Source organism: Streptomyces caniscabiei (assembly GCF_014930365.1).
Taxonomy (GTDB): Bacteria; Actinomycetota; Actinomycetes; order Streptomycetales; family Streptomycetaceae; genus Streptomyces; species Streptomyces caniscabiei.
The window spans coordinates 139,684-161,410 of sequence record NZ_JABXWI010000015.1; the positions used below are offsets into that span (position 1 = coordinate 139,684).

General features: G+C 71.8%; 16 protein-coding genes and 1 tRNA gene. 6 read left to right on the top strand and 11 right to left on the bottom strand.

The window, feature by feature from the left end:
- The first annotated feature begins 48 nt into the window (after positions 1-48).
- Positions 49-2,781 (top strand): phosphoenolpyruvate carboxylase, encoded by a 2,733-nt coding sequence (ppc, locus tag HW837_RS35585; protein ID WP_045556266.1) that lies wholly within the window; start codon positions 49-51, stop codon positions 2,779-2,781.
- Positions 2,782-2,953: 172 nt separating this feature from the next.
- On the opposite strand, the gene HW837_RS35590 is transcribed toward ppc, so the two are convergent.
- The 6 genes from HW837_RS35590 to HW837_RS35615 all read right to left on the bottom strand — a co-directional run bounded on the left by HW837_RS35590 (position 2,954) and on the right by HW837_RS35615 (position 7,764).
- Complete coding sequence (locus HW837_RS35590; RefSeq protein WP_045556267.1) at positions 2,954-3,487, bottom strand: hypothetical protein; 534 nt, start codon at positions 3,485-3,487, stop codon at positions 2,954-2,956.
- 80 nt (positions 3,488-3,567) lie between these two features.
- The gene (pth, locus tag HW837_RS35595) at positions 3,568-4,170 is read right to left on the bottom strand and encodes an aminoacyl-tRNA hydrolase (protein ID WP_045556268.1); all 603 of its coding nucleotides are present in this window, start codon (positions 4,168-4,170) and stop codon (positions 3,568-3,570) included.
- Between the two features lie 96 nt (positions 4,171-4,266).
- A complete protein-coding gene (locus tag HW837_RS35600; protein ID WP_193380309.1) occupies positions 4,267-4,860 on the bottom strand; it encodes a 50S ribosomal protein L25/general stress protein Ctc in 594 nt (197 codons plus the stop codon).
- A 177-nt stretch (positions 4,861-5,037) separates the two neighbouring features.
- Positions 5,038-6,012 carry a ribose-phosphate diphosphokinase gene (locus HW837_RS35605; RefSeq protein WP_045556270.1) on the bottom strand — a complete coding sequence of 325 codons (975 nt, stop codon included), beginning with the start codon at positions 6,010-6,012 and terminating at the stop codon, positions 5,038-5,040.
- A 107-nt stretch (positions 6,013-6,119) separates the two neighbouring features.
- Positions 6,120-7,568: a bifunctional UDP-N-acetylglucosamine diphosphorylase/glucosamine-1-phosphate N-acetyltransferase GlmU gene (gene glmU, locus HW837_RS35610; protein ID WP_078853336.1), complete on the bottom strand. Its 1,449-nt coding sequence runs from the start codon at positions 7,566-7,568 to the stop codon at positions 6,120-6,122.
- Between the two features lie 121 nt (positions 7,569-7,689).
- Positions 7,690-7,764: transfer RNA gene (locus HW837_RS35615), tRNA-Gln, on the bottom strand.
- 291 nt (positions 7,765-8,055) lie between these two features.
- Here HW837_RS35615 and HW837_RS35620 point away from each other — a divergent pair.
- Positions 8,056-9,414: a sensor histidine kinase gene (locus HW837_RS35620; protein WP_093791137.1), complete on the top strand. Its 1,359-nt coding sequence runs from the start codon at positions 8,056-8,058 to the stop codon at positions 9,412-9,414.
- A gap of 199 nt (positions 9,415-9,613) precedes the next feature.
- Here the strand turns inward: HW837_RS35620 and HW837_RS35625 are convergent, their stop codons facing one another.
- Entirely contained in the window at positions 9,614-10,108 is a 495-nt protein-coding gene (locus tag HW837_RS35625) for an SUKH-3 domain-containing protein (protein ID WP_045556273.1), read from the bottom strand.
- Between the two features lie 106 nt (positions 10,109-10,214).
- Positions 10,215-10,715, bottom strand: a complete 501-nt coding sequence (locus tag HW837_RS35630; protein ID WP_045556274.1) for a YwqJ-related putative deaminase — start codon at positions 10,713-10,715, stop codon at positions 10,215-10,217.
- A gap of 323 nt (positions 10,716-11,038) precedes the next feature.
- On the opposite strand from HW837_RS35630, the gene HW837_RS35635 reads away from it, so the two are divergent.
- The 3 genes from HW837_RS35635 to HW837_RS35645 all read left to right on the top strand — a co-directional run bounded on the left by HW837_RS35635 (position 11,039) and on the right by HW837_RS35645 (position 16,100).
- Positions 11,039-12,046, top strand: coding sequence for an SMI1/KNR4 family protein (locus HW837_RS35635; RefSeq protein WP_045556275.1), 1,008 nt, complete (start codon positions 11,039-11,041; stop codon positions 12,044-12,046).
- Positions 12,047-12,053: 7 nt separating this feature from the next.
- Positions 12,054-14,954 (top strand): SUKH-4 family immunity protein, encoded by a 2,901-nt coding sequence (locus HW837_RS35640; protein ID WP_193380308.1) that lies wholly within the window; start codon positions 12,054-12,056, stop codon positions 14,952-14,954.
- Positions 14,955-15,224: 270 nt separating this feature from the next.
- Positions 15,225-16,100: a coiled-coil domain-containing protein gene (locus tag HW837_RS35645; RefSeq protein ID WP_045556277.1), complete on the top strand. Its 876-nt coding sequence runs from the start codon at positions 15,225-15,227 to the stop codon at positions 16,098-16,100.
- 220 nt (positions 16,101-16,320) lie between these two features.
- Here the strand turns inward: HW837_RS35645 and HW837_RS35650 are convergent, their stop codons facing one another.
- Entirely contained in the window at positions 16,321-17,904 is a 1,584-nt protein-coding gene (locus HW837_RS35650) for a sodium/solute symporter (protein WP_177262094.1), read from the bottom strand.
- Positions 17,905-17,993: 89 nt separating this feature from the next.
- The gene (locus HW837_RS35655; protein ID WP_045556279.1) at positions 17,994-18,437 is read right to left on the bottom strand and encodes a DUF485 domain-containing protein; all 444 of its coding nucleotides are present in this window, start codon (positions 18,435-18,437) and stop codon (positions 17,994-17,996) included.
- Between the two features lie 839 nt (positions 18,438-19,276).
- On the opposite strand from HW837_RS35655, the gene HW837_RS35660 reads away from it, so the two are divergent.
- Positions 19,277-19,549, top strand: a complete 273-nt coding sequence (locus HW837_RS35660; RefSeq protein WP_234442453.1) for a polymorphic toxin type 30 domain-containing protein — start codon at positions 19,277-19,279, stop codon at positions 19,547-19,549.
- 464 nt (positions 19,550-20,013) lie between these two features.
- Here HW837_RS35660 and HW837_RS35665 read toward each other — a convergent pair whose 3' ends face one another.
- A complete protein-coding gene (locus HW837_RS35665; protein WP_045556282.1) occupies positions 20,014-21,432 on the bottom strand; it encodes an MFS transporter in 1,419 nt (472 codons plus the stop codon).
- Between the last annotated feature and the right edge of the window lie 295 nt (positions 21,433-21,727).

Sequence of the window (21,727 nt, forward strand, 5' to 3'; positions counted from 1 at the left end):
ACCCGGGTTCCCCTCAGCCGAGCTTCAACACTGCAAGGAGCCGCACCTGTGAGCAGTGCCGACGACCAGACCACCACGGTCAGCAGCGAGCTGCGCGCCGACATCCGGCGCCTGGGTGACCTACTGGGCGAGACCCTCGTACGACAGGAGGGCCCCGAACTCCTGGAGCTGGTCGAGCGTGTCCGCAGCCTGACCCGCGAGGACGGTGAAGCCGCCGCCGACCTGCTGCGCGGCACCGAGCTGGAGACCGCGGCCAAGCTGGTCCGCGCCTTCTCCACCTACTTCCACCTGGCCAACGTCACCGAACAGGTGCACCGCGGCCGCGAGCTGAGGGCACGCCGTGCCGCCGAGGGCGGACTCCTCGCCCGTACGGCCGATCGCCTGAAGGACGCCGACCCCGAACACCTGCGCGAGACGGTCGCGAACCTCAACGTCCGCCCCGTCTTCACCGCCCACCCCACCGAGGCCGCGCGCCGCTCGGTCCTCAACAAGCTCCGGCGCATTGCCGCCCTGCTGGAGACCCCGGTCATCGAGTCCGACCGCCGCCGTTACGACATCCGGCTGGCCGAGAACATCGACCTGGTGTGGCAGACGGACGAACTCCGCGTCGTCCGCCCCGAGCCCGCGGACGAGGCCCGCAACGCCATCTACTACCTCGACGAGCTGCACGCGAACGCCGTCGGCGACGTCCTGGAGGACCTCACCGCCGAGCTGGAGCGCGTCGGCGTGACGATCCCCGACGCCACCCGCCCCCTCACCTTCGGCACCTGGATCGGCGGCGACCGCGACGGCAACCCCAACGTCACCCCCCAGGTGACCTGGGACGTCCTCATCCTCCAGCACGAGCACGGCATCAACGACGCCCTCGAACTCATCGACGAACTGCGCGGCTTCCTCTCCAACTCCATCCGCTACACGGGTGCCACGGAGGAACTGCTCACCTCGCTCCAGGCCGACCTCGAAGCACTGCCCGAGATCAGCCCCCGCTACAAGCGCCTCAACGCCGAGGAGCCCTACCGGCTCAAGGCCACCTGCATCCGGCAGAAGCTGGAGAACACCAAGCAGCGCCTCGCCAAGGGCACCCCCCACGAGGACGGCCGCGACTACCTCGGCACCGCCGAACTGCTCCACGACCTCACCCTCATCCAGACCTCCCTGCGCGAGCACCGCGGCGGCCTCTTCGCCGACGGCCGGATGAACCGCACCATCCGCACCCTCTCCGCCTTCGGCCTCCAGCTCGCCACCATGGACGTCCGCGAACACGCCGACGCCCACCACCACGCCCTCGGCCAGCTCTTCGACCGCCTCGGCGAGGAGTCCTGGCGGTACGAGGACATGCCCCGCGAGTACCGCCACAAGCTGCTCGCCCGCGAACTGCGCTCCCGGCGTCCGCTCGCCCCGACGCCGGCGCCGCTCGACGCCGACGGCGCCAAGACCCTCGGCGTGTTCGAGACCGTCAAGAAGGCGCTCGCCGTCTTCGGCCCCGAGGTCATCGAGTCGTACATCATCTCGATGTGCCAGGGCGCCGACGACGTCTTCGCCGCCACCGTCCTCGCCCGCGAGGCCGGCCTCATCGACCTCCACGCCGGCTGGGCCAAGATCGGCATCGTCCCGCTGCTGGAGACGACCGACGAACTCAAGGCCGCCGACACGATCCTGGAGGAGATGCTCGCCGACCCCTCCTACCGGCGGCTCGTCGCCCTGCGCGGCGACGTCCAGGAGGTCATGCTCGGCTACTCCGACTCCTCCAAGTTCGGCGGCATCACCACCTCGCAGTGGGAGATCCACCGGGCGCAGCGCCGTCTGCGCGACGTCGCCCACCGCTACGGCGTGCGCCTGCGCCTCTTCCACGGCCGCGGCGGCACCGTCGGCCGCGGCGGCGGTCCCTCGCACGACGCGATCCTCGCGCAGCCCTGGGGCACCCTGGAGGGCGAGATCAAGGTGACCGAGCAGGGCGAGGTCATCTCCGACAAGTACCTCGTCCCCTCCCTGGCCAGGGAGAACCTGGAACTGACGGTCGCCGCCACGCTCCAGGCCTCCGCCCTGCACACAGCGCCGCGCCAGTCCGAGGATGCCCTGGCCCGCTGGGACGCGGCCATGGACCTGGTCAGCGAGGCCGCCCACGCCGCCTACCGCAAGCTCGTCGAAGACCCCGACCTGCCGACGTACTTCCTCGCCTCCACACCGGTCGACCAGCTCGCCGACCTGCACCTCGGCTCGCGGCCCTCCCGCCGCCCCGGCTCGGGCGTCTCGCTCGACGGCCTGCGCGCCATCCCCTGGGTCTTCGGCTGGACCCAGTCACGGCAGATCGTGCCCGGCTGGTACGGCGTGGGCTCCGGCCTGAAGGCGCTGCGCGAAGCGGGCCTGGACACCGTGCTCGACGAGATGCACGAGCAGTGGCACTTCTTCCGCAACTTCCTCTCCAACGTCGAGATGACGCTGGCCAAGACGGACCTGCGGATCGCCCAGCACTACGTCGACACCCTCGTCCCCGACGAGCTCAAGCACGTCTTCGACACGATCCGCGCCGAACACGAGCTGACCGTCCGCGAGGTGCTCCGCGTCACCGGCGAGGGCCGGCTGCTCGACGCCAACCCCGTCCTGCAGCAGACCTTCTCCATCCGCGACGCCTATCTCGACCCGATCTCCTACCTCCAGGTCGCGCTGCTGAAGCGCCAGCGGGACGCTGCCGCTGCGGGGGAGGAGGCGGACCCGTTGCTGGCGCGGGCGTTGCTGCTCACGGTCAACGGGGTCGCGGCGGGTCTGCGCAACACGGGCTGACTTCGTGGGGTTCGATGGCGGCTGACGGCCCGGTGGGGGCTGGTCGCGCAGTTCCCCGCGCCCCTGAAAAACAGGGGCTGCGCCCCGTGCTTTTCAGGCCCGCAGGGCCTGGGCCTTCAGGGGCGCGGGGAACTGCGCGAGAAGCCCCACCGGCCGTCAGCCGAAAACCGGCTCACAGCGCCACCCACGCCGCCGTGATCAACGCGAACCCCAACCCGCCCAGCACCCACGCCGACCGCACCATCCGCAACCCCCCGGCCACGACCACCGCGGCGAGCAGCAGCGCGCCGCCCAACGGCACCCACGCGTGCAGCAGGCCCGCAGGGCCCGTCCGTACGACATCGCCGCTGCCCGGCTTCACCACCACGGTGTACGTCTCACCGGTCTCCACGGCCACCGACCGCTCGATGTCGACCCGGTCCCGGGCCCGCGACCCCGTCGACACCGGCTCGTAGGGACCCCAGCAGGTCTCGCCCTGACACCGGGACACCGTCATCGTGCCCTGCTCGCGCCCCTTGCTCAGCATCACGTGCTGGGCGCAGCTCCAGGACCCCCACACCCCGGCGATCAGGATCACCACCGCGATCGCACCCATCGCCGCCAGCCGCCCGTACCGCAGCGCGGCCGACGCGCCGGCGCCGCTCGGGCGCGCACGGCGCCGCGAACGGTGAGCGGGGGCTTTGCTGTCAGGCATGGCCGGGATCATTGGCCATGGCACTGCGGTCGGTCAACTCCCCCTGGCCGGCGCACGACAGCGGACCAAACGGAACATTCACGGGGAAAAGCTCAGGAGTTGTACGTCCCCTGTGCCCGCTCCAACCCCTCGATCACCAGACACTCCACCGCGTCCGCCGCCCGGTCCACGAAGTAGTCCAACTCCTTGCGCTCCGTGGAGGAAAAGTCCTTCAACACGAAGTCCGCGACCTGCATCCGGCCCGGCGGACGACCGATCCCGAACCGCACCCGGTGGTAGTCCGACCCCATCGCCTTGGTCATCGACTTCAATCCGTTGTGACCGTTGTCACCACCGCCGAGCTTCAGCCGCAACGTGCCGTAGTCGATGTCCAACTCGTCATGGATCGCCACGATGTTCGCCACCGGCACCTTGTAGAAGTCCCGCAGCGCGGTCACCGGCCCGCCCGACAGATTCATGTACGACATCGGCTTGGCCAGGATCACCCGACGGTTCCCCGGCCCCGGCGGCCCGATCCGCCCCTCGACGACCTGTGCCTGCGCCTTCCCGGCCCGCTTGAACCTCCCCCCGATCCGCTCGGCCAGCAGATCGGCCACCATGAACCCCACGTTGTGCCGGTTCGCCGCGTACTCGGGCCCGGGATTGCCGAGCCCGGCGATCAGCCAGGGGGCGCTCGGATCGGTCGTCACGTGCATGTCTCCTTGATACGCGGGCGGATGCTCGGATACGCGCCAGCCGCCGCCCCCCCGGGAGGGAAGCAGCGGCTGACGAACCGATGACGGAGCCGGGGCTCAGGCCTCCGCGGCCTCGTCGCCCTCGGCGGACTCCTCCGACGGCTCCTCCGCCTGAGCGGCCAGGACCTGGAGGACGACGGTGTCCTCCTCGACAGCCAGCTTGGTGCCCTTCGGCAACGGGATGTCCTTGGCGAGGATGGAGTCGCCGGCCGCCAGACCCTCGATGGAGACGGTGACGGACTCGGGGATGTGGGTGGCCTCGGCCTCGACCGGAAGCGCGTTCAGGACGTGCTCCAGCAGGAAGGCACCCGGGGCCAGGTCACCCTCGGTGTGGACGAAGATCTCGACGTTGACCTGCTCGCCGCGCTTGACGAGCTGAAGGTCGACGTGCTCCAGGAAGCCCTTGATCGGGTCGCGCTGCACGGACTTCGGGATCGCCAGCTCGTTGGACTTGCCGTCGATGTCCAGGGAGATCAGGACGTTCGGCGTACGCAGCGCGAGCAGCAGCTCGTGGCCCGGAAGCGTCAGGTGCAGCGGGTCGGAACCGTGACCGTAGAGAACACCGGGAACCTTGGAGTCACGGCGGATACGGCGGGCGGCACCCTTACCGAACTCGTTACGGGTCGACGCGGCGAGCTTCACCTCGGACATGATCACTCCTCGTAGAGAACTGGGGAAACGTGGTCACCCGGCCAAACCATCGGCCTGCTACGAAGAGCGCGTCGATAACGGACCGCCGTACCCACAGGTACGGCCTCCCTCGCCGAGCAACTGTGACAGCTTACGCAGCGGGAAGGCCGTACAAGAAATCGATCTAGACCAGGACTCCTACTGCTCGTCGAACAGGCTCGTCACCGAACCGTCCTCGAACACCTCACGCACCGCGCTCGCGATCGTCGGCGCGATCGACAGCACCGTGATCTTGTCCAGCTCCAGCTCGCTCGGCGTCGGCAGCGAGTTGGTGAACACGAACTCACTCACCTTCGAGTTCTTCAGCCGATCGGCGGCCGGGCCCGAGAGCACACCGTGCGTCGCCGTCACGATGACGTCCTCCGCACCGTGCGCGAACAGCGCGTCCGCGGCCGCACAGATGGTGCCACCGGTGTCGATCATGTCGTCCACCAGGACACACACCCGGCCCTCGACCTCACCCACGACCTCGTGGACGGTCACCTGGTTCGCCACGTCCTTGTCACGCCGCTTGTGCACGATGGCCAGCGGCGCACCCAGACGGTCGCACCAACGGTCCGCCACCCGCACGCGACCCGCGTCCGGCGAGACCACCGTCAGCTTGTTCCGGTCGACCTTCGCGCCCACGTAGTCCGCCAGCAGCGGCAGCGCGAACAGATGGTCGACGGGCCCGTCGAAGAAGCCCTGGATCTGGTCCGTGTGCAGATCCACGGCCAGGATCCGGTCCGCACCCGCCGTCTTCATCAGGTCCGCGATCAGACGCGCCGAGATCGGTTCACGACCACGGTGCTTCTTGTCCTGCCGCGCGTAACCGTAGAACGGCACGATGACGGTGATCGAGCGGGCCGACGCACGCTTCAGCGCGTCGATCATGATCAACTGCTCCATGACCCACTTGTTGATCGGAGCCGTGTGGCTCTGGATCAGGAAGCAGTCCGCACCTCGCGCCGACTCCTGGTAGCGGACATAGATCTCGCCGTTGGCGAAGTCGAAGGCCTTCGTCGGGACGACCCCGACACCCAGCTGCTGGGCGATCTCCTCGGCAAGCTCGGGGTGGGCGCGGCCGGAGAAGAACATCATCTTCTTCTCGCCGGTCGTCTTGATCCCGGTCACAGCACTGTCTCCTCAGAGGTTTCTCAGCCGGGCACGGAAAAGCCGCTCAGCTGGGGTGCGGGTGTGCACTTATCACGGTACGACGTCCTTGGCGCACCTGTTTCCGGTCAGCTTTCGCTCTCGCCCTCCCGGGACGCCGCCTCGGCAGCCTTCGCCGACGCGCTCCCCGGCCGCTTACGGGCCACCCAACCCTCGATATTCCTTTGCTGGCCACGGGCGACGGCCAGCGAACCGGGCGGCACATCCTTCGTGATCACGGACCCGGCGGCGGTGTACGCGCCGTCCCCGACCGTGACAGGCGCCACAAACATGTTGTCCGAGCCCGTCTTGCAGTGCGAGCCGACGGTCGTGTGGTGCTTGTTCTCACCGTCGTAGTTCACGAACACGCTCGCCGCACCGATGTTCGAGTACTCGCCGATCGTCGCGTCACCGACGTAGGAGAGGTGGGGCACCTTCGTCCCCTCGCCGATGGTCGCGTTCTTCGTCTCGACGTACGTACCGATCTTGGACTTCAGACCGAGGCGGGTGCCGGGACGCAGGTACGCGTACGGCCCCACGGTCGCCTGCGGCCCCACCTCGGCGCCGTCCGCCACGGTGTTGTCGACACGCGCGCCGGCCCCGACCGTGGTGTCCTTCAGCCGGCTGTTCGGGCCGACCTCCGCGCCCTCGGCGAGGTGCGTGGCCCCGAGGAGCTGGGTGCCCGGGTGGACGACGGCGTCCTGCTCGAACGTCACGGTGACGTCGACCCAGGTGGTGGCGGGGTCGATCACGGTCACCCCGGCGAGCATGGCCTCGGTGAGCAGCCGGTCGTTCAGGATGCGGCGGGCCTCGGAGAGCTGCACACGGTTGTTGATCCCGGCGATCTCCCGGTGGTCGCCCGCGACGGAGGCGCCGACCCGGTGGCCCGCCTCCCGCAGGATCCCGAGCACGTCCGTCAGGTACTCCTCGCCCTGGCTGTTGTCGGTCCGCACCTTCCCGAGGGCGTCCGCGAGCAGCTGGCCGTCGAACGCGAACACCCCGGAGTTGATCTCGCGGATCGCGCGCTGCGACTCGGTGGCGTCCTTGTGCTCCACGATGGCCGTCACGGCACCGGAGGCGCCGTCCCGCACGATGCGGCCGTAGCCGGTGGCGTCCGGGACCTCGGCGGTCAGCACGGTCACGGCGTTGCCGTCGGCGGAGTGGGTGGCGGCGAGGGCGCGGAGGGTGGCGCCGGTGAGCAGCGGGGTGTCGCCGCAGACGACGACCACGGTCCCGTCGACGACGCCGCCCAGCTCCTCCAGGCCCATCCGTACGGCGTGCCCCGTGCCGTTCTGCTCCGCCTGGACCGCCGTGCGGACGCCGGGGTCGACCTCGGCGAGGTGCGCGGTGACCTTCTCGCGGGCGTGCCCCACGACGACGACCAGGTTCTCGGGCTCCAACTCGCCCGCGGCGGCGAGGACGTGGCCCACCAGGGAGCGGCCACAGATGCTGTGCAGAACCTTGGGTGTGGCCGACTTCATACGGGTGCCCTCACCCGCTGCGAGTACGACGACGGCTGCCGGGCGGGTTGCGCTCACGGGGATGCCCTTCGGCTGTGGATGTGTGGGGTGTGGACATCCGCAGGATACCGGGGCGTCGCGAGGGGGAAATGTGAGCGGGTCCTGACCGGTCTCACTAGGTCAGGACCCGAACTGAGCTTGGCTCCCCCGCCAGGACTCGAACCCGGACATATGGCACCAAAAGCCACAGTGCTGCCAATTACACCACAGGGGATCAATCTCGCCTAAACCGGACATTCAGTCGGCTCGCCGAGTGGCTCTACACACTATGCCGTACCAAGACCCTTCGATGCGACGGTACGACTCTGCGCTCCGGCGAACCTCGGTCCCCGAGCGACCCCGTGCCGTCCGGGCGGAATGAGGGGTTCCGGGGTTGAACGGTGGGTGATTCGGCTGTTCGAGGGATACCGGGTGGTTTCGCTTCTGTTCGAATGTGCCGTGTGGTGTCGGGCGGTACGGGAAACTCGCCGGAAAAGCGGGGGCGCTCGAACGTAGGCTTGGGCGTATGACCACGACGGGGGAAGACCACACCGCGGCCGGGACGGGGGACGGGGCCGGACCGTGGTGGTGGGAGCGGTGGCGCGGTGCCGCCCTCGACGGCGGACTGGCGCTGGTGTCGGCCGTCGAGTGTTCGATCGAGGGCGTCGAGTTCGCCCGGAACGCCGCGCTGCCGGACGCCGTGGGGGTCGTCTTCGGGGCGCTCGCCGGGTCCGTGCTGCTGGTGCGGCGGATGTGGCCCGTCGCCGTCGTGCTGGTCTTCATCGCCGTCGCGCCCGCCCAGATGGGGTATCTCATGGGGCTCGTCGGGCTCTACACGCTCGCGGCGTCGGAGGCGCCGAGACGGATCATCGGGGCGCTGTCGGGGATGGCGTTCGCCGGTGTGTTCATCGTGTGGTTCGTGGAGGCGACCCGGAGCAATCTCCAGGGGGACGGGGCGGTCGGCGGCGGGGACGTGTTCGCCGTGTTCCTCGCGTCCACGATGGCGATCGGGCTGACCGCGCCACCGGTGCTGCTGGGGCTGTACGTCGGGGCGCGGCGGCGGTTGATGGAGAGTCTGCGGGAGCGGGCGGATTCGCTGGAGCGGGAGCTGCAACTGCTCGCGGAGCGGGCGGAGGAGCGGGCCGAGTGGGCTCGGGGGGAGGAGCGGACCCGGATCGCGCGGGAGATGCACGACGTGGTCGCGCACCGGGTGTCGTTGATGGTCGTGCACGCGGCCGCTCTTCAGGCCGTGGCCCGGAAGGATCCGGAGAAGGCCGTGCGGAACGCGGCGCTGGTGGGGGACATGGGGCGCCAGGCGTTGACCGAGTTGCGCGAGATGCTCGGGGTGTTGCGGTCGGGGGAGGGGTTCTCGTCGATGGCGTCGGCGCGGCCGGGGTCGGTGTCCGCGCCCGCGCCGGTGCCGTTGGCTGCGGTGGGGGCGGCGGCCGCGGCCGCGGCTTCGCGGGCCGAGGACGAGGCGGCGGAGGGGCCTTGTCTGGCCGAGCTTGAGGTGTTGGTGGGGCAGTCGGCGGCCGCGGGGATGATCGTCGAGCTGTCGGTGGAGGGGGAGGTGCGGGTGTACGCGGCCGAGGTGGAGCAGACGGCGTACCGGGTGGTGCAGGAGGCGTTGACCAACGTCCACAAGCATGCGGCGGGGGCGAAGACGCGGGTGCGGCTCGCGCATCGGGAGGCGGAGATCGCGATGCAGGTGGAGAACGGCCCTCCGCCGGAGCCGGGTGCGGCGGCGGCCGCGCGGTTGCCGAGCGGGGGGAACGGCTTGCTCGGGATGAAGGAGCGCGTGGCCGAGCTGGGCGGCGTCTTCGTGTCCGGCCCCACGGACGCCGGGGGTTTCCGGGTGTCGGCGGTGCTTCCGGCCACGCCGTAAGGGGCGTAGCCCCTTCAGGGGCGCGGGGAACCGCGCGACCAGCCCCGTACGACGGACGACCGTCCCCTCCGTGCGGCCCTACGGCGGAACGGCTCAGGACGCGACGCGGATGGCGGCCGACGGCCGACGGTCGAAACCCCCGCGGCCGAACCCCCACCCCGGCCGACCTTCACCGGCCGAACCCGACGGAGTGACCCGCTCAGCCCGCCGTCAGGCGCACCGGCGCCGAACCCGCGAGCAGCGTCGTGAGGGCGCTGTCGATGGTGGGGCCCAGGTACCAGTCCCCGGTGTGGTCGAGGGCGTACGTACGGCCCTCGGTGTCGATGGCGATGAGGGCCCGGGTGGCGATCTCGTGGCCGAGGGGGCAGACCTCGGTGTCGAGGGCGCGGCCGAGGTCGCCGAGGGTGCGGGCCATGTGGAGGCCGTGCAGCGGGTCGAGGTGCAGGTCGGCGGGGGCGAGCCGGCGGCCGGGGCCCTGGGCGGTGAGGCGCAGGCCCCCGAACTCGGCCCAGGCCTCGACGGCGGCCGGGAAGACCGCGTGGCGGTGTCCGGCGGGGGAGGTGTGCTCGCGCAGGGCGTCGGCCCAGATCTCGGCCTGCTTTATGTCCCAGCGGCCCGGCTGCCATCCGGCGGCGCGCAGGGCGGCGTCGACGGGAACGGAGAAGCGCGTGGTGGAGGTGCGGTCTGTGTGCATCTGCCCTTTGTTCGTCGGTGGTTCGTAGGTGGTTCTGTTCGTGGGGGCGTGGGCGGTTCGTGCGGCGTTTCGTGTCTTCTGACGCGTACTCGCGGTGCCCGGGTTCCTAGTTCTCCTGGGTCGGGTCCACGACGCGTACGCCGAAGTGGGCGCTGAGGGCGGCGCAGGAGCGGCAGGGCGTGGCGAACGCGCCGTGCAGGGGGTCGCCGTCCTCGCGGATGTGGCGGGTGGTGAGCTTGGCCTGCTTGAGGGCCTTGCGGGCCTCGCCGTTGGACATGGGTCTGCGGGCGGCGCGCCTGCTGCGGGCCGCGTCGGCGCCGGTGATGTGGCGGGAGATGAGGATGGCCTCGGCGCAGCGTCCGGTGAAGCGGTCGCGCCGGTCGGTGGCGAGGGAGTCGAGGAACTCCTGGACCAGCGGGTGCAGGGGCGGTGCCTGGTCGCCGCGGGCGGCGGTGCCGGTGAGGGTCTCGCCGCGTACGGAGAGGGCGGCGGCCACGGTCGGCAGGATGCCGTCGCGGCGGTGGAGGAGGGCGGGTGCGTGCGGCTGTTCCGCGGTGCTCCAGCCGATGCGAGGGTCGCCCGAAGGTCCCGCCTGCGTCGCGCTCATGGTCGTGTTCCCCTCCTGTTGCATCCCCCGCCAGGGGACACAGAGTGCCAAACGGCGTGGCCGGTGCGGAAGCTGGGGCGGCACGACACGCCCGTTCTTCGGCGTTGCGTGAGGGTGGTGTGACGGCTGGTCACGGAAGCGGAGGCCCGATGACCGGTGTCGCCGTACCGCATAGGCTGTCGACAACCGCGATCCGTTCGGTCTTGCGATCGAGGGCGGACAGAACAGGCCGTACCAGGGCTTTTTCTGCTGTCGGAGAGCAGTCGACACAGCAACAACGCAGCCAGAACAGGTCTCACAGAACGCCGCAGGGGGCTACCGCCATGACGACAGGTCGGCTCGGGCAGCAAGCCGCGCCGCCGAACGCGGCCTACGCCGGGCAGGTCGTGCAGTTTCCGGACCCGGTCCGGGCGGCGCGTCACCCGAGGGGTGTCCGTGTTGACGCGCACGGCTATCCGGACTTCTCGCCCTACGCGCGTGCCGCGGCGGAGATCGCCGATCCCCCGGAGGGGTTCGGGGTGGACGAGCTGCGGTTGACGGACTACGTGTCCGCGAACGCGGCGCTGGCGGCGTCCGGGCACGAGCTGTGGGACACGATCCCGCCGGTGGCGACGCCGCACGGCTGGACGTGGCACCACGCGCCGGGCGGCCGGCGGCTGGAGCTGGTGCCGGTCGAGGTGAAGGCGCTGCTGCGGCACCACGGTGGTATCGCGACGGCACGCGTGGACCAGCACAAGCGTGGCACGCGGCCGTTGCAGGAGACCCGGCCGGCGCACTTCGGGCTGCCGAAGTCGTCGGCGGTGGCGGTGACCGAGACGCAGGTGCAGGGGGTCGAGGAGGACCTCGGGTACCGGTTGCCGGGCGCGTACCGGTCGTTCCTGAAGGCGGCGGGCGGGTGCGCCCCCGTGGGGGCGGCGCTGGACGCGGAGCTGGGGCTGCTGGTCGACCAGCCGTTCTTCACGGTGCGCGACGAGGCCGCGGTGAACGACCTGGTGTACGTCAACAAGTGTCTGCGGGACCATCTCACCAAGGACTATCTCGCGGTGGCGTTCGCGCAGGGCGGGATCCTCGCGGTGAAGGTGAAGGGCGACCGGATCGGGTCGGTCTGGTTCTGCGCGTACGACGACGCCCGTGACGTCGATCCGTCGTGGCCGCCGGCCGAGCGGGTGGAGCGGTTGCTGCTCCCCGCCGGTGAGGACTTCGACGCGTTCCTGTCCCGGCTGGCGGGCAATCCGCCGGAACTGGAGACGGTGGCCAACCTGATGGTGGACGGTGGCTTCGCGCGTGCCGTGCCGGTCGCGGCGTCCTCGGCGTCCTCGGTGGGGGAGTGAGTTTTCGATGGTGACGTTCGCTCAGGCGCAGGAGCGCGCCGAGGAGTGGATCAACGGCGATCTGCCGGGCTATCAGCACCGTGAGGTGCGGGTGCGGGAGTTCGAGCTCGGGTTCGTGGTGTGGGCGGAGGACCGGGCGGACGGTCCGCGTTCCGACGGTGGCGCGCAGCGGCTGGTGATCGCCCGGGACAGCGGGGAGGCCACGTTGTGGCCGTCGCTGCCGGTGGGTGAGGTGATCCGTCGGTTCGAGGAGGAGTACGGCCGTACGGAGCCGGCTCCGGCCGCCGCGCCGGCGCCTCCGGCCCGGGTGGACCTGAACCAGACGTCGTTCCTGCTGACTCCGCCGGAGTGGTTGCAGGACGCGGCCGACCGGATGGGCATTCCGGACCACCGCACGGGTGCGGGGGCCGGCTCCGGTGCCGGTGCCGGTGCCGGTGCGTCCGACGGTGCCGGGTCCCGTCCGGCCGCTGCCGCTGCCGCTGCCGCTGCCGCTGCCGGTGGCGGTGGCGGTACGGGTGGTTCCGGTTCCCTGGGTGTCAACGGGGCCTCCGGGGGCGGCGGTTCGCTGCCCGAGACGATGGCGGGGCCGGTCGGGCAGTCGCCCTCGGCCGGCCGAGGGGTGCCCGACGCCCCGGCCGACGCCACGCCGTGGCCGGCCGCCGCCGCGGACGACGAGGTGCGGGACGCGGTGCCGCCGCCGCGGGACGCCGAACCGCACGACGCGGTGCCCGCCGGGGCGACCCCGTGGGCCGGGACGGACACCAACGCCGAGGCCGGGGACGATCGTTCGGTGCCGCTGCCGGACACGGTGTTCGCGCAGCAGCTGTCCGAGGTGAGCGACACCGACGACGCCCCGTCGCCCAGCGCGCTGCCGGAGGCCAAGACGGCGCTGATCTCCGGCGGCAGCCAGCTCCCGCGTACGGCCGTGGCGCCCGCACTGGGCGCTCCCGGCCCCGACTCGGGCGCACCGGGCGGCCCCGCGCAACCGCCGCAGCAGCAGCCTCCGTCCGGCCCGGGGACCCCGCCGCCGGGCGCTCAGTCGTACGGGTATCCGCAGGGCCCCGGTGGACCGCAGGGTCCCGGCACTCCGCCGCCCGGCGCGCCGCAGTCGTACGGCTACCCGCAGGGGCCCGGCGGTCCGCAGGGCCCGGGGACGCCGCCTCCGGGGGCTCCGCCGGCGCCGCACGCCGGTGACATCGCGGACGCCGCCACGAGCAAGGCCGCGCCGCCGCCGCGCCGGGGCGGTGGGGCCGGTACGCCGCCGCCTCCGGCTCCGCCCGGGACCCCGGGGATGCCGGGCGCCCGGCCGGGTGCCACCCCTCCGCCGCCGTCCGGTCCCGGCGCTCCGGGCACCCCGGCGGGCGGGTACGTGCCGACCCAACTGGTCTCCTCCCTCGGGCCGGACGGTCCGGGGGGCCCGGGTGCTCCTGGCGCCCCTGGTGCGCCGAATCCGCCGGGGGGTACGCCCGCCGGTGGTGTGCACCACGCGGCGACGATGCTGGCCGGGCCCGCCGTGGGCGGTCCGGGTGCGCCGCTGCCTCCGGGGCCTCCTGGCGCCCCGGGCCAGCCGGGCGGACCACATGCCCCTGGTGCCCCGGGTGCTCCCGGTGCGCCGAATCCGCCGGGGGGTACGCCCGCCGGTGGTGTGCACCACGCGGCGACGATGCTGGCCGGGCCCGCCGTGGGCGGCCCCGGTGCGCCCGGTGCTCCGGGTACGCCGCCCGGTGCCCCCGGTCCCGTGCACCACGCCGAGACGATGCTGGCCGGGCCGTCGCTCGGTGGCCCCGGTGCGCCCGGGGCCCCGCAGCCGCCCGGGCCGCCCGGGATGCCGCCGGGGGCTCCGCACGCGATGCCCGGTCAGCCGATGCCCGGTCAGCCGGGGCCGCCGATGGGGGCTCCGCCGGCGTACGGCTATCCGCAGCCGCCCGCCGGGCAGCCGACCGTGGGCCCCGGCTACCAGGCCGTGCTGCGCTTCCGGGCGCCGGACGGGTCCGAGCAGCAGGTGATCCGGCGTTCGGCGCCGGGGACGCCGCACCCGGAGTGGCAGATCTTCCACGAGCTGCGCGGGATGAACATCCCGCCGGAGGCCGTGCTGGAGCTGCACACCGAGTTGGAGTCGTGCGAGCTGCCGGGCGCGTACTGCGCGCGGATGATCCGTGAGCAGTGGCCGAACGCGCGCATCACCTCCATCGCCCCCTACGGCAAGGACCACGCGAGCCGGCAGCAGGGCATGGCCCAGCTCATCGCGCACCAGGGCGAGTTGCACCAGGTGGCGGACGGTCCCGCGCGGCCCGCGCCGGTGCGGGCGCCGTTGCCGCCGGTGCAGCCGGCGCCGCCGGTCCCGCCGGAGGTGATCGGGCAGGAGCTGGCGGCGGCGTTCGGGCCGGGGGTGTTCCGGTTCGACCAGCAGGCGGTGTCGCGGCAGGGCGTTCCGCCGATCGTGGCGCACACCCTGGTCGTCGCCGGACTGCCGGTGGACATGGGTCCCTTCTTCTGGGCGCAGGCCCAGCCGGGCCGTCCGGTGCCGACGCTGGCGGAGCTGGCGCAGGAACGCGGGGTGCAGCCGGCGGCCGACGCGGGCTCGTACCTGGTGATGGGCAGCGACTTCGGCAAGGCGCTCTGTGTGCAGTACGGCACGGCGAACATCGTGGCCGTGCCGGTGGAGGCGGGGCCGGGCGGTGCGCCCGTACCGCCGCAGTTCGTGAACACGGGGCTGCCCGAGTTCGCGCGCTGCCTGGCGCTGCTCGGCCGGATGTGGCGACTGCGCTTCGGCCTCAACCAGGAGCAGGCGGGCCGCTGGACCGTCGACTTCCAGGCGCAGCTCGCCGGGCTCGACCCGGCGGCGCTCGCCTCGCCGGAGAGCTGGTGGTCGGTGCTGCTGGAGCAGATGTGGGACGGGCTGCTGTGACCCGTCGCGGCTGACCTCCACGTCGGCCGCCCGCCGTACGCATGACGCGAGGGCCCGGCCCGGACACGCGAGTGATCCGGGCCGGGCCCTCGCGTGTGTCCGGGCCGGGGCCCGGCACGGGTGCGGGTGCGGGTGCGGGGCCCTGCGGGTGTCCGGCCGCTCGCTCCCGTGACCTCGCACGGAGTGTCGCGTTATGAACCCTTTGGTCCGATCCATCAAGATGTGGCGCGAAATCATCATTTCGTGTGCGTCCGGCGGAGAGGGCCCAGCATGAGCAGCGCACCGACGGCACCCCATGACTTCGAGTTCGACGTCGTACGGCGTGGCTACCGTCCCGAGGAGGTCGACGCCCACGCGGCGACCCTCTCCCGGGACCGGGACGCCGCCTGGGAGCGCGCCGCCCGGCTGACCGTGCTGGCCCGGGAGATGGGCGCGGATCTGGCCCTGCTGCGCGAGACGGTCGCCGGGCTCACCCCGCAGACGTACGAGGCGCTCGGCGGGCGCGCCCGGGAGCTGTTCGCGCTCGGCGTGGAGGAGGCCGAGGCGGTCCGCGAGGGCGGCCGCGAGGACGCCCGGCGGATCGTCGCGGACGCGGAGGAGGCCGGGCAGCGGCTGCGGGGGGCCGCGCAGGCGTACGCCGACAAGATGCGGGGCGAGGCCGAGGAGCGGGCCCGGCAGGTGGTGCTGGCGGCCCAGGCCGAGGCGGACGAACTGCGGATCGAGGCCCGGCGCGGGGTGAAGGAGGGGCGGGGCGAGGCGCTGGCCGTGCTGCGGGAGACACGGGAGCGGACGGAGGGGATGCTCGCGGAACTCCAGAAGGAGTACGACGAGCGGGTGGCCGGGATCGAGCGGGAGGTCGCCGAACGGGAGGCCGCGTTCGACGAGGGGCTGGCCGAACGGGTCGCTCGCGCGGAGGCGGCACTGCTGGATGCCGAGCGCGGCTTCGCCGAGGCGGAGGCCGATGCGGCCCGGATGCAGGAGGAGGCGGAGGAGCGGGCCGCCGAGGCGTTGGCGGAGGCTCAGCGGCGGGAGGAGTGGGTGGCCCGGGAGACCGAGCGGGTGCTGCGGGAGCACGGGGAGCGGTGGGACGACGTGCGGGCGCACATGGACTGCATCCGGGAGAGTTTGTCGGCGCTGACGGAGTAGGGAGGGGGGTGGGGGCGTCCGGGGCGCGTCGTCGGGTGCGGGTGGGTGGGGCTTCTCGCGCAGTTCCCCGCGCCCCTGAAAGGCGCCGGTGCGCAGGGGTTTCAGGGGGGCGGGAGACCCGCCCGCCCTTGAAAGCCCCGCGCCCGGCGGATTCAGCGCGACCGGAGACCCCCTCGCCCTGGAAAGCCCCCGGCCCCCTCGAAAGCCCGACCTCCCCTCGTCAGTCGCCCCTTCTTGTCGCGCCTGCCAGGATCCAGCCCTCCACCGCCTCGTACTGCCCGCGCTGTTCCTCTGCCTCGGCGCGGCCGGAGAGGGTCGTGCCGAGCCAGCCGAAGGCGAAGCCGAGGGGGATGGAGAGCAGGCCCGTGGTGGTGAAGGGGAACCAGTTGAAGTCGGCCCCGGGGAAGGCGGAGTGGGGGGAGCCGGAGACCAGGTTGGTGCCGGTCATGAGGACGAGGACGGAGAGGGTGCCGCCGACGAGGGTGTACATCAGGCCCCGCCGGGTGTAGCGGCGCCAGAAGAGGCCGTAGACCAGGGCGGGCGCGATGGCGGAGGCGCCCAGGCAGAAGGAGAGCGTGACCAGGGGCTGGAGGTTGCGGTGCTGGACCATCGTGGCGAGGACGATCGCCGTGACGCCGACCGCGCCCGCCGAGAGCCTGGCGATCGTCATCTCGCGGCGGGGCGTGAGCGGCTTGGTCGCGCGGGCCGCGAAGACGTCGTGGGCGAGGGAGTTGGCGCAGGCGAGGATCATGCCGGCCACGGAGGCGAGCAGCGTCAGGAAGACCGCCGTCGTCACCGTCGTGAGGAGCAGTGTCTCCGCCGTGGACACCTCCGTGCCGAACGCCGCCATCGAGCCCAGCAGATAGGCCGTGTTGCCCTGGGGGTCGACCGCCGCGATCACCTCACGGCCGATCAGGGCCGTCGCGCCGAAGCCGATCACCGAGATGATCACGACGAAGAGGGCCACGGAGGGGACCGCCCAGGACAGTGAGCGGCGGACCTGGCGGGCGCTGTTCGCGGTGTACATGCGCATGGTGACGTGCGGGAGGCAGGCGCCGCCGAGGACGACTGTCAACTGGGCGCTGATCATGTCGAGTTCGGGGTACGGGCCGCCGGAGAACTGCAGACCGGAGCTGAGGTAGCCGGTGCCGACGCCGCTCTTCTCCGCCGCCGCGCCGAGCAGCAGGCCGGGGTCCCAGTCGAACTTGTGCAGGATCAGCACGGCGACGAGCGCGCCCGAGCCCAGCAGCATCACGATCTTCAGGATCTGGATGAGGGCGGTGCCCTTCATGCCGCCGATCGCCGCGTAGCCGATCATCAGGGCGCCGACGATCACCACGACACCGGTCTTCAGGCTGGCGCTGGAGAAGCCGAGGATGAACGCCAACAGGTCGCCTGTACCGGCTAGTTGGACCAGCATCATCGGCATCAGCGCGGCGATCGTGACCACGCAGGCGACGATGCGTACGGAGCGGCCGGGCATCCGCCGGGCGAGCGCGTCGCCCATCGTGAACCGGCCCGCGTTGCGCAGGGGTTCGGCCAGCAGGAACATCAGCAGCATCAGGGACAGGGCGGTGCTCAGGGCGAGCACGACACCGTCGTAGCCGAAGAGGGCGATCACTCCGCCGGTGCCCAGCACGGTCGCCGCCGAGATGTAGTCGCCGGCGATGGCGAGGCCGTTGCGCATGGGGGAGAGCGAGCCGTAGCCGGTGTAGAACTCGTCGAGGTCGTCCCGGTCGGGGCCCGTCATCACGCACAGGAGGAGCGTGATGGTGGCGACCGCCGTGAAGCCGACGAGCGACATCGCCCGCGCCGACCCGCTGAACTCGGCGAGTCCGCCCGCGGCCGTGGTCGAGGGGGCGCCGGCGGTGAGGACGGCGGTGGTGCCGAGGTTCATCGGACGGTCCCCCGCCTCGCGTCGACCGCGGCCAGGTCGCGCATGCGGTCGGCCAGCGGGTCGACGCGCAGACGGGCGGTGTGCTCGTAGAGCCAGATGGCGAGGCAGGTCACCGGTACCTGGAGGAGGCCGAGCAGCAGGCCCGTGGAGAGTCCGCCGCTGACCTCGCCCGTCATGAACGAGGGGGCGAAGGCGGACAGCAGGAGGAACAGCACGAAGTAGCCGAGGGCGGTCAGTGTCGCCACCCGCCGCTGCCGGCGGTAGGCGCCGCGCAGCACCCGCAGGTCGCTGTGGTGACCGAGGGAGGGATGGCGGGGGGTGTCCGACGTCGGTTGTGGTTCCGGTTCCCGGGGGGCCCAGGGGTAGGTCTGGTACGAGGGGGACGAGGCATGCGGCGGGTACGGCGATCGGTGCGGGGGTGACGAGTACGGGTCGGTCATCCCTTGGTCTCCTTGCGCGGCTCGGGTCCGGGTGCGGACCGCAGGGAGGGGGGCGGGCGTGAACGCTACTCGTGGGTTCGGCGAAGCGCGAGGCTTTCCGCAAACTGATCGGTCGGTATGCGCTTACTTGGAGGATCTGCCGCTGACCTGGGGTGTTACCGGGATTAACTCAGGTTTTTTGAACGAGGGGCAGAGGGGAGTTGTGAGGCTGCTGTGTGCACTGCGTGAGATGTGCCTCACTGATCGCCGCTTGGTCAGCAAAACGACGCTGGTTAGGGACTTCTGGGAGGACGACGAGCTGCTGGCCGCCCCGGCCGAGGCACGCGCCTCCGAGCGGGCCGTCGCCTCCGGAAAGCCCGTCGCCGTCGACGAGTTGACCTCGTCGACCAGCAGGGTCGTCGCCCGTCCCGACGGGACCTTCACCGCAGAGACGGCGACCTCGCCCGAACGCGTCCGCAAGGACGGCAAGTGGACGGACATCGACACGACCCTCGTCGCCGCGCCGGACGGCGGCCTCGCGCCGCGCGCCGCCGAGGACATCCGCTTCTCCGGCGGCGGCACCGACGAACCGCTCGCCCGGATGGTGCCGGCGGGCAAGGAGTACGCGGTGTCGTCCCCGTGGGCGCTGCCGGAACCGGAGGTCGACGGCTCGTCGGCCGTGTACCGGTCGGTGCTCCCCGACGTGGACCTCGCGGTGCAGGCCCACCCCGACGGCTTCACGTACCACCTGGTCGTCCACAGCCGCGAGGCCGCCGCCGACCCGGCCCTGCGGAAGGTGACCAGGCTGGGACCTCCAGGGCGGTGCGAATCCGCTCAGCATCGTCCCCAAGAACGCCACTGTGGAGAAGTGGACGCAGATTCCGGGCGGCGCGGCGAAGGGTTCCAAATGGAAGTGGACGGATCCGGTGACGGGCAGGACGGTACGTCTGCGAGTGCACAGTTCGGACCCCAGCGCACCGGCCGGCAGCAACGCGGCCAAGGGCGACATCGTCCGTATCCAGATCGGAAATCAGTTCCAGGACATCACCGGTAAGCTCTACCACAAGAATGTCCACAAGCCGGCCAGCGAGAATTACAATGCCGCCGCCGCGAACGCGACCCATATTCCCTGACCCAGTCAGCACAAGCGGCCGTACTGATCGGAGAGAGCGCGATGGGTATCGGCAACCGAAGGCTGGCCGAGCTGATCAGGGAACTGGTCAGCGGCGACGGACAGCAGCGCGAGACCGGCAGTGACCGTGTCGAGGACTGGATGAATTCCTACTCCCCGAAGGAGGCAAGGGTCATCGCCGAGACACTGGCGCTCATGGCGTCCTTCGAGGAGTCACGCGAGTGCCTGGAGGCGCAGCTCCACGCGTTGTCCGAGTTGGACACCGCCGACCGGATAGGCGCCGCGGACCTGACTCCGCTCCGAGACATTCCCGGCACTCGCATTCATGTCGAGCACAGGGACTACCTGGAGGATCTCGCCCCCTATCTCGAAAGGGAGCGGAATAGCCAACGAGTCCGGGACAGCGGGCCGGACGTGAAAGGTGTGGGGCGGGTACGCGGATTGCGTGCCCGCCTCGCGCCGTGCTCAGCCCTTCAGCACCGGAAACCTCCGAGGCGCCACCACCAGCAGCACCAGCAGGGCCGTCGTCGCAGCGCAGGCCGCTCCCAGGTACACCGTGTGGACCGCGTCCGCGATCGCCGCGCGGATCGGCTCGGGGGCCGCGCCGGAGCCGAGGTCGTGGGTCACGGCGTCGAGGTTTCCCGAGCCGCCCAGCCGCGACGCCAGCACCCCGTTCGCGACCGCTCCGAACACCGCCGCGCCCAGCGTCTGGCCCGTCTGGCGGCAGAAGAGGATGGACGCCGTGGCGGTGCCCCGCTCCTCCCACTCCACCGACGCCTGCACACCGATGATCAGCGGCAGCTGGAACAGCCCCAGCGCGGCACCCAGCAACAGCATCAGCAGCGTCGGCTGCCAGGGCTCCCCGGGGTACGGGAGGAGAAAGGCGAACGCGAAGAGCACGAGCGCCGCACCCGTGATGCCGAGGATCGACGTGTTCCGGAAGCCGATGCGGCGGTAGACGTGCTGGCTGAGCGCCGCCGACAGCGGCCAGGTCAGCGTCCAGACGGAGACGAGGAACCCGGCGGCCACCGGCGCCAGCCCCAGCACCGACTGCGCGTACGTCGCCAGGAAGACCGTGGGCGCCACCATCAGCAGACCCAGCGCGCCGAGCGCCAGGTTCACCGCCACGATCGTGCGGCGGCGCCACACCCAGCCCGGAATGATCGGCTCGGCGGCCCGGCGTTCGATCAGCACCAGCACGCCGATCAGGGCGAGCCCCGTACCCAGCAGGGTGACCGACGGCCAGGACAGCCAGGGCCAGGCCACCCCGCCCTGCACCAGCGCCGTCAGCAGGGCTCCTCCGCAGACGAGGATCGTCCCGGCGCCCGCCCAGTCGATCCGGGGCCGGCCGCCCGTCGACTCCCTCGGCGGCTCGTGCAGATGACGGACCAGCAGCCACAACGCCACCGCGCCGAGCGGCAGGTTGATGAGGAAGATCCAGCGCCAGTCCGCGTACGCGGCGAGGACCCCGCCCACTCCGGGGCCCGCCACCGCCGACACCGCCCACACCGTGGACAGCCGGGACTGGATCCGGGGCCGTTCCTCGAGCGGGTACAGATCCGCCGCCAGCGTCTGCACCGTGCCCGCGAGGGCGCCGCCGCCCAGGCCCTGGACGACCCGGAAGGCGATCAGGGCGGCCATGTTCCAGGCCAGCGCGCACAGCAGCGAGCCCAACAGGAACAGGGCCGCGCCCACGACGAGGACCGGTTTGCGGCCGAAGGTGTCGGAGAGCCTGCCGTAGACAGGGAGGGTGACGGTGACGGCGAGCAGATAGCCGGAGAAGAGCCACGAGAAGACGGAGAAACCACCGAGGTCGGCGACGATCTGCGGTACGGCGATCGAGACGATCGTGGCGTCCAGCGCGGCCAGCCCCATGGCCAGCATCAGCGCGGCGGTGACGGCTCGTCGGCGCCCGGGCCCGGTGCTCCGCACGGAGTCTGGTGCGACGGCTCTCGCACCTTCTGCCGGACCACCCTCTGCCGGACCGCCCTCGGCTCGTCTGTCCTCCACCGGATGCCTTCCCCTTGCACCTATCCGCCGCCGACCACCATGCCATTGACCCTGACGCCACGGCAGGGTGCAGCCTGGTCGCACCGGAAGGAGGAGGTGAACCCCGAGGCCGTCTCCTCCCGGTGGGCGAGATCCCCTAGGGGTACCTCCGTACTACGGCCGGGGGCGG

Bases quoted from the DNA above. Each gene is read 5' to 3' on its own strand.
- HW837_RS35630 (WP_045556274.1), bottom strand. From the start codon at position 10,715: ATGAGCGCGACGCAGGCGGGACCTTCGGGCGACCCTCGCATCGGCTGG.
- HW837_RS35650 (WP_177262094.1), bottom strand. From the start codon at position 17,904: ATGTCGCTCGTCGGCTTCACGGCGGTCGCCACCATCACGCTCCTCCTG.
- HW837_RS35635 (WP_045556275.1), top strand. From the start codon at position 11,039: ATGACGACAGGTCGGCTCGGGCAGCAAGCCGCGCCGCCGAACGCGGCC.
- HW837_RS35620 (WP_093791137.1), top strand. From the start codon at position 8,056: ATGACCACGACGGGGGAAGACCACACCGCGGCCGGGACGGGGGACGGG.
- pth (WP_045556268.1), bottom strand. From the start codon at position 4,170: ATGCACGTGACGACCGATCCGAGCGCCCCCTGGCTGATCGCCGGGCTC.
- HW837_RS35645 (WP_045556277.1), top strand. From the start codon at position 15,225: ATGAGCAGCGCACCGACGGCACCCCATGACTTCGAGTTCGACGTCGTA.
- HW837_RS35625 (WP_045556273.1), bottom strand. From the start codon at position 10,108: ATGCACACAGACCGCACCTCCACCACGCGCTTCTCCGTTCCCGTCGAC.
- HW837_RS35665 (WP_045556282.1), bottom strand. From the start codon at position 21,432: ATGCTGGCCATGGGGCTGGCCGCGCTGGACGCCACGATCGTCTCGATC.
- HW837_RS35600 (WP_193380309.1), bottom strand. From the start codon at position 4,860: ATGTCCGAGGTGAAGCTCGCCGCGTCGACCCGTAACGAGTTCGGTAAG.
- HW837_RS35590 (WP_045556267.1), bottom strand. From the start codon at position 3,487: ATGATCCCGGCCATGCCTGACAGCAAAGCCCCCGCTCACCGTTCGCGG.
- HW837_RS35655 (WP_045556279.1), bottom strand. From the start codon at position 18,437: ATGACCGACCCGTACTCGTCACCCCCGCACCGATCGCCGTACCCGCCG.
- HW837_RS35640 (WP_193380308.1), top strand. From the start codon at position 12,054: ATGGTGACGTTCGCTCAGGCGCAGGAGCGCGCCGAGGAGTGGATCAAC.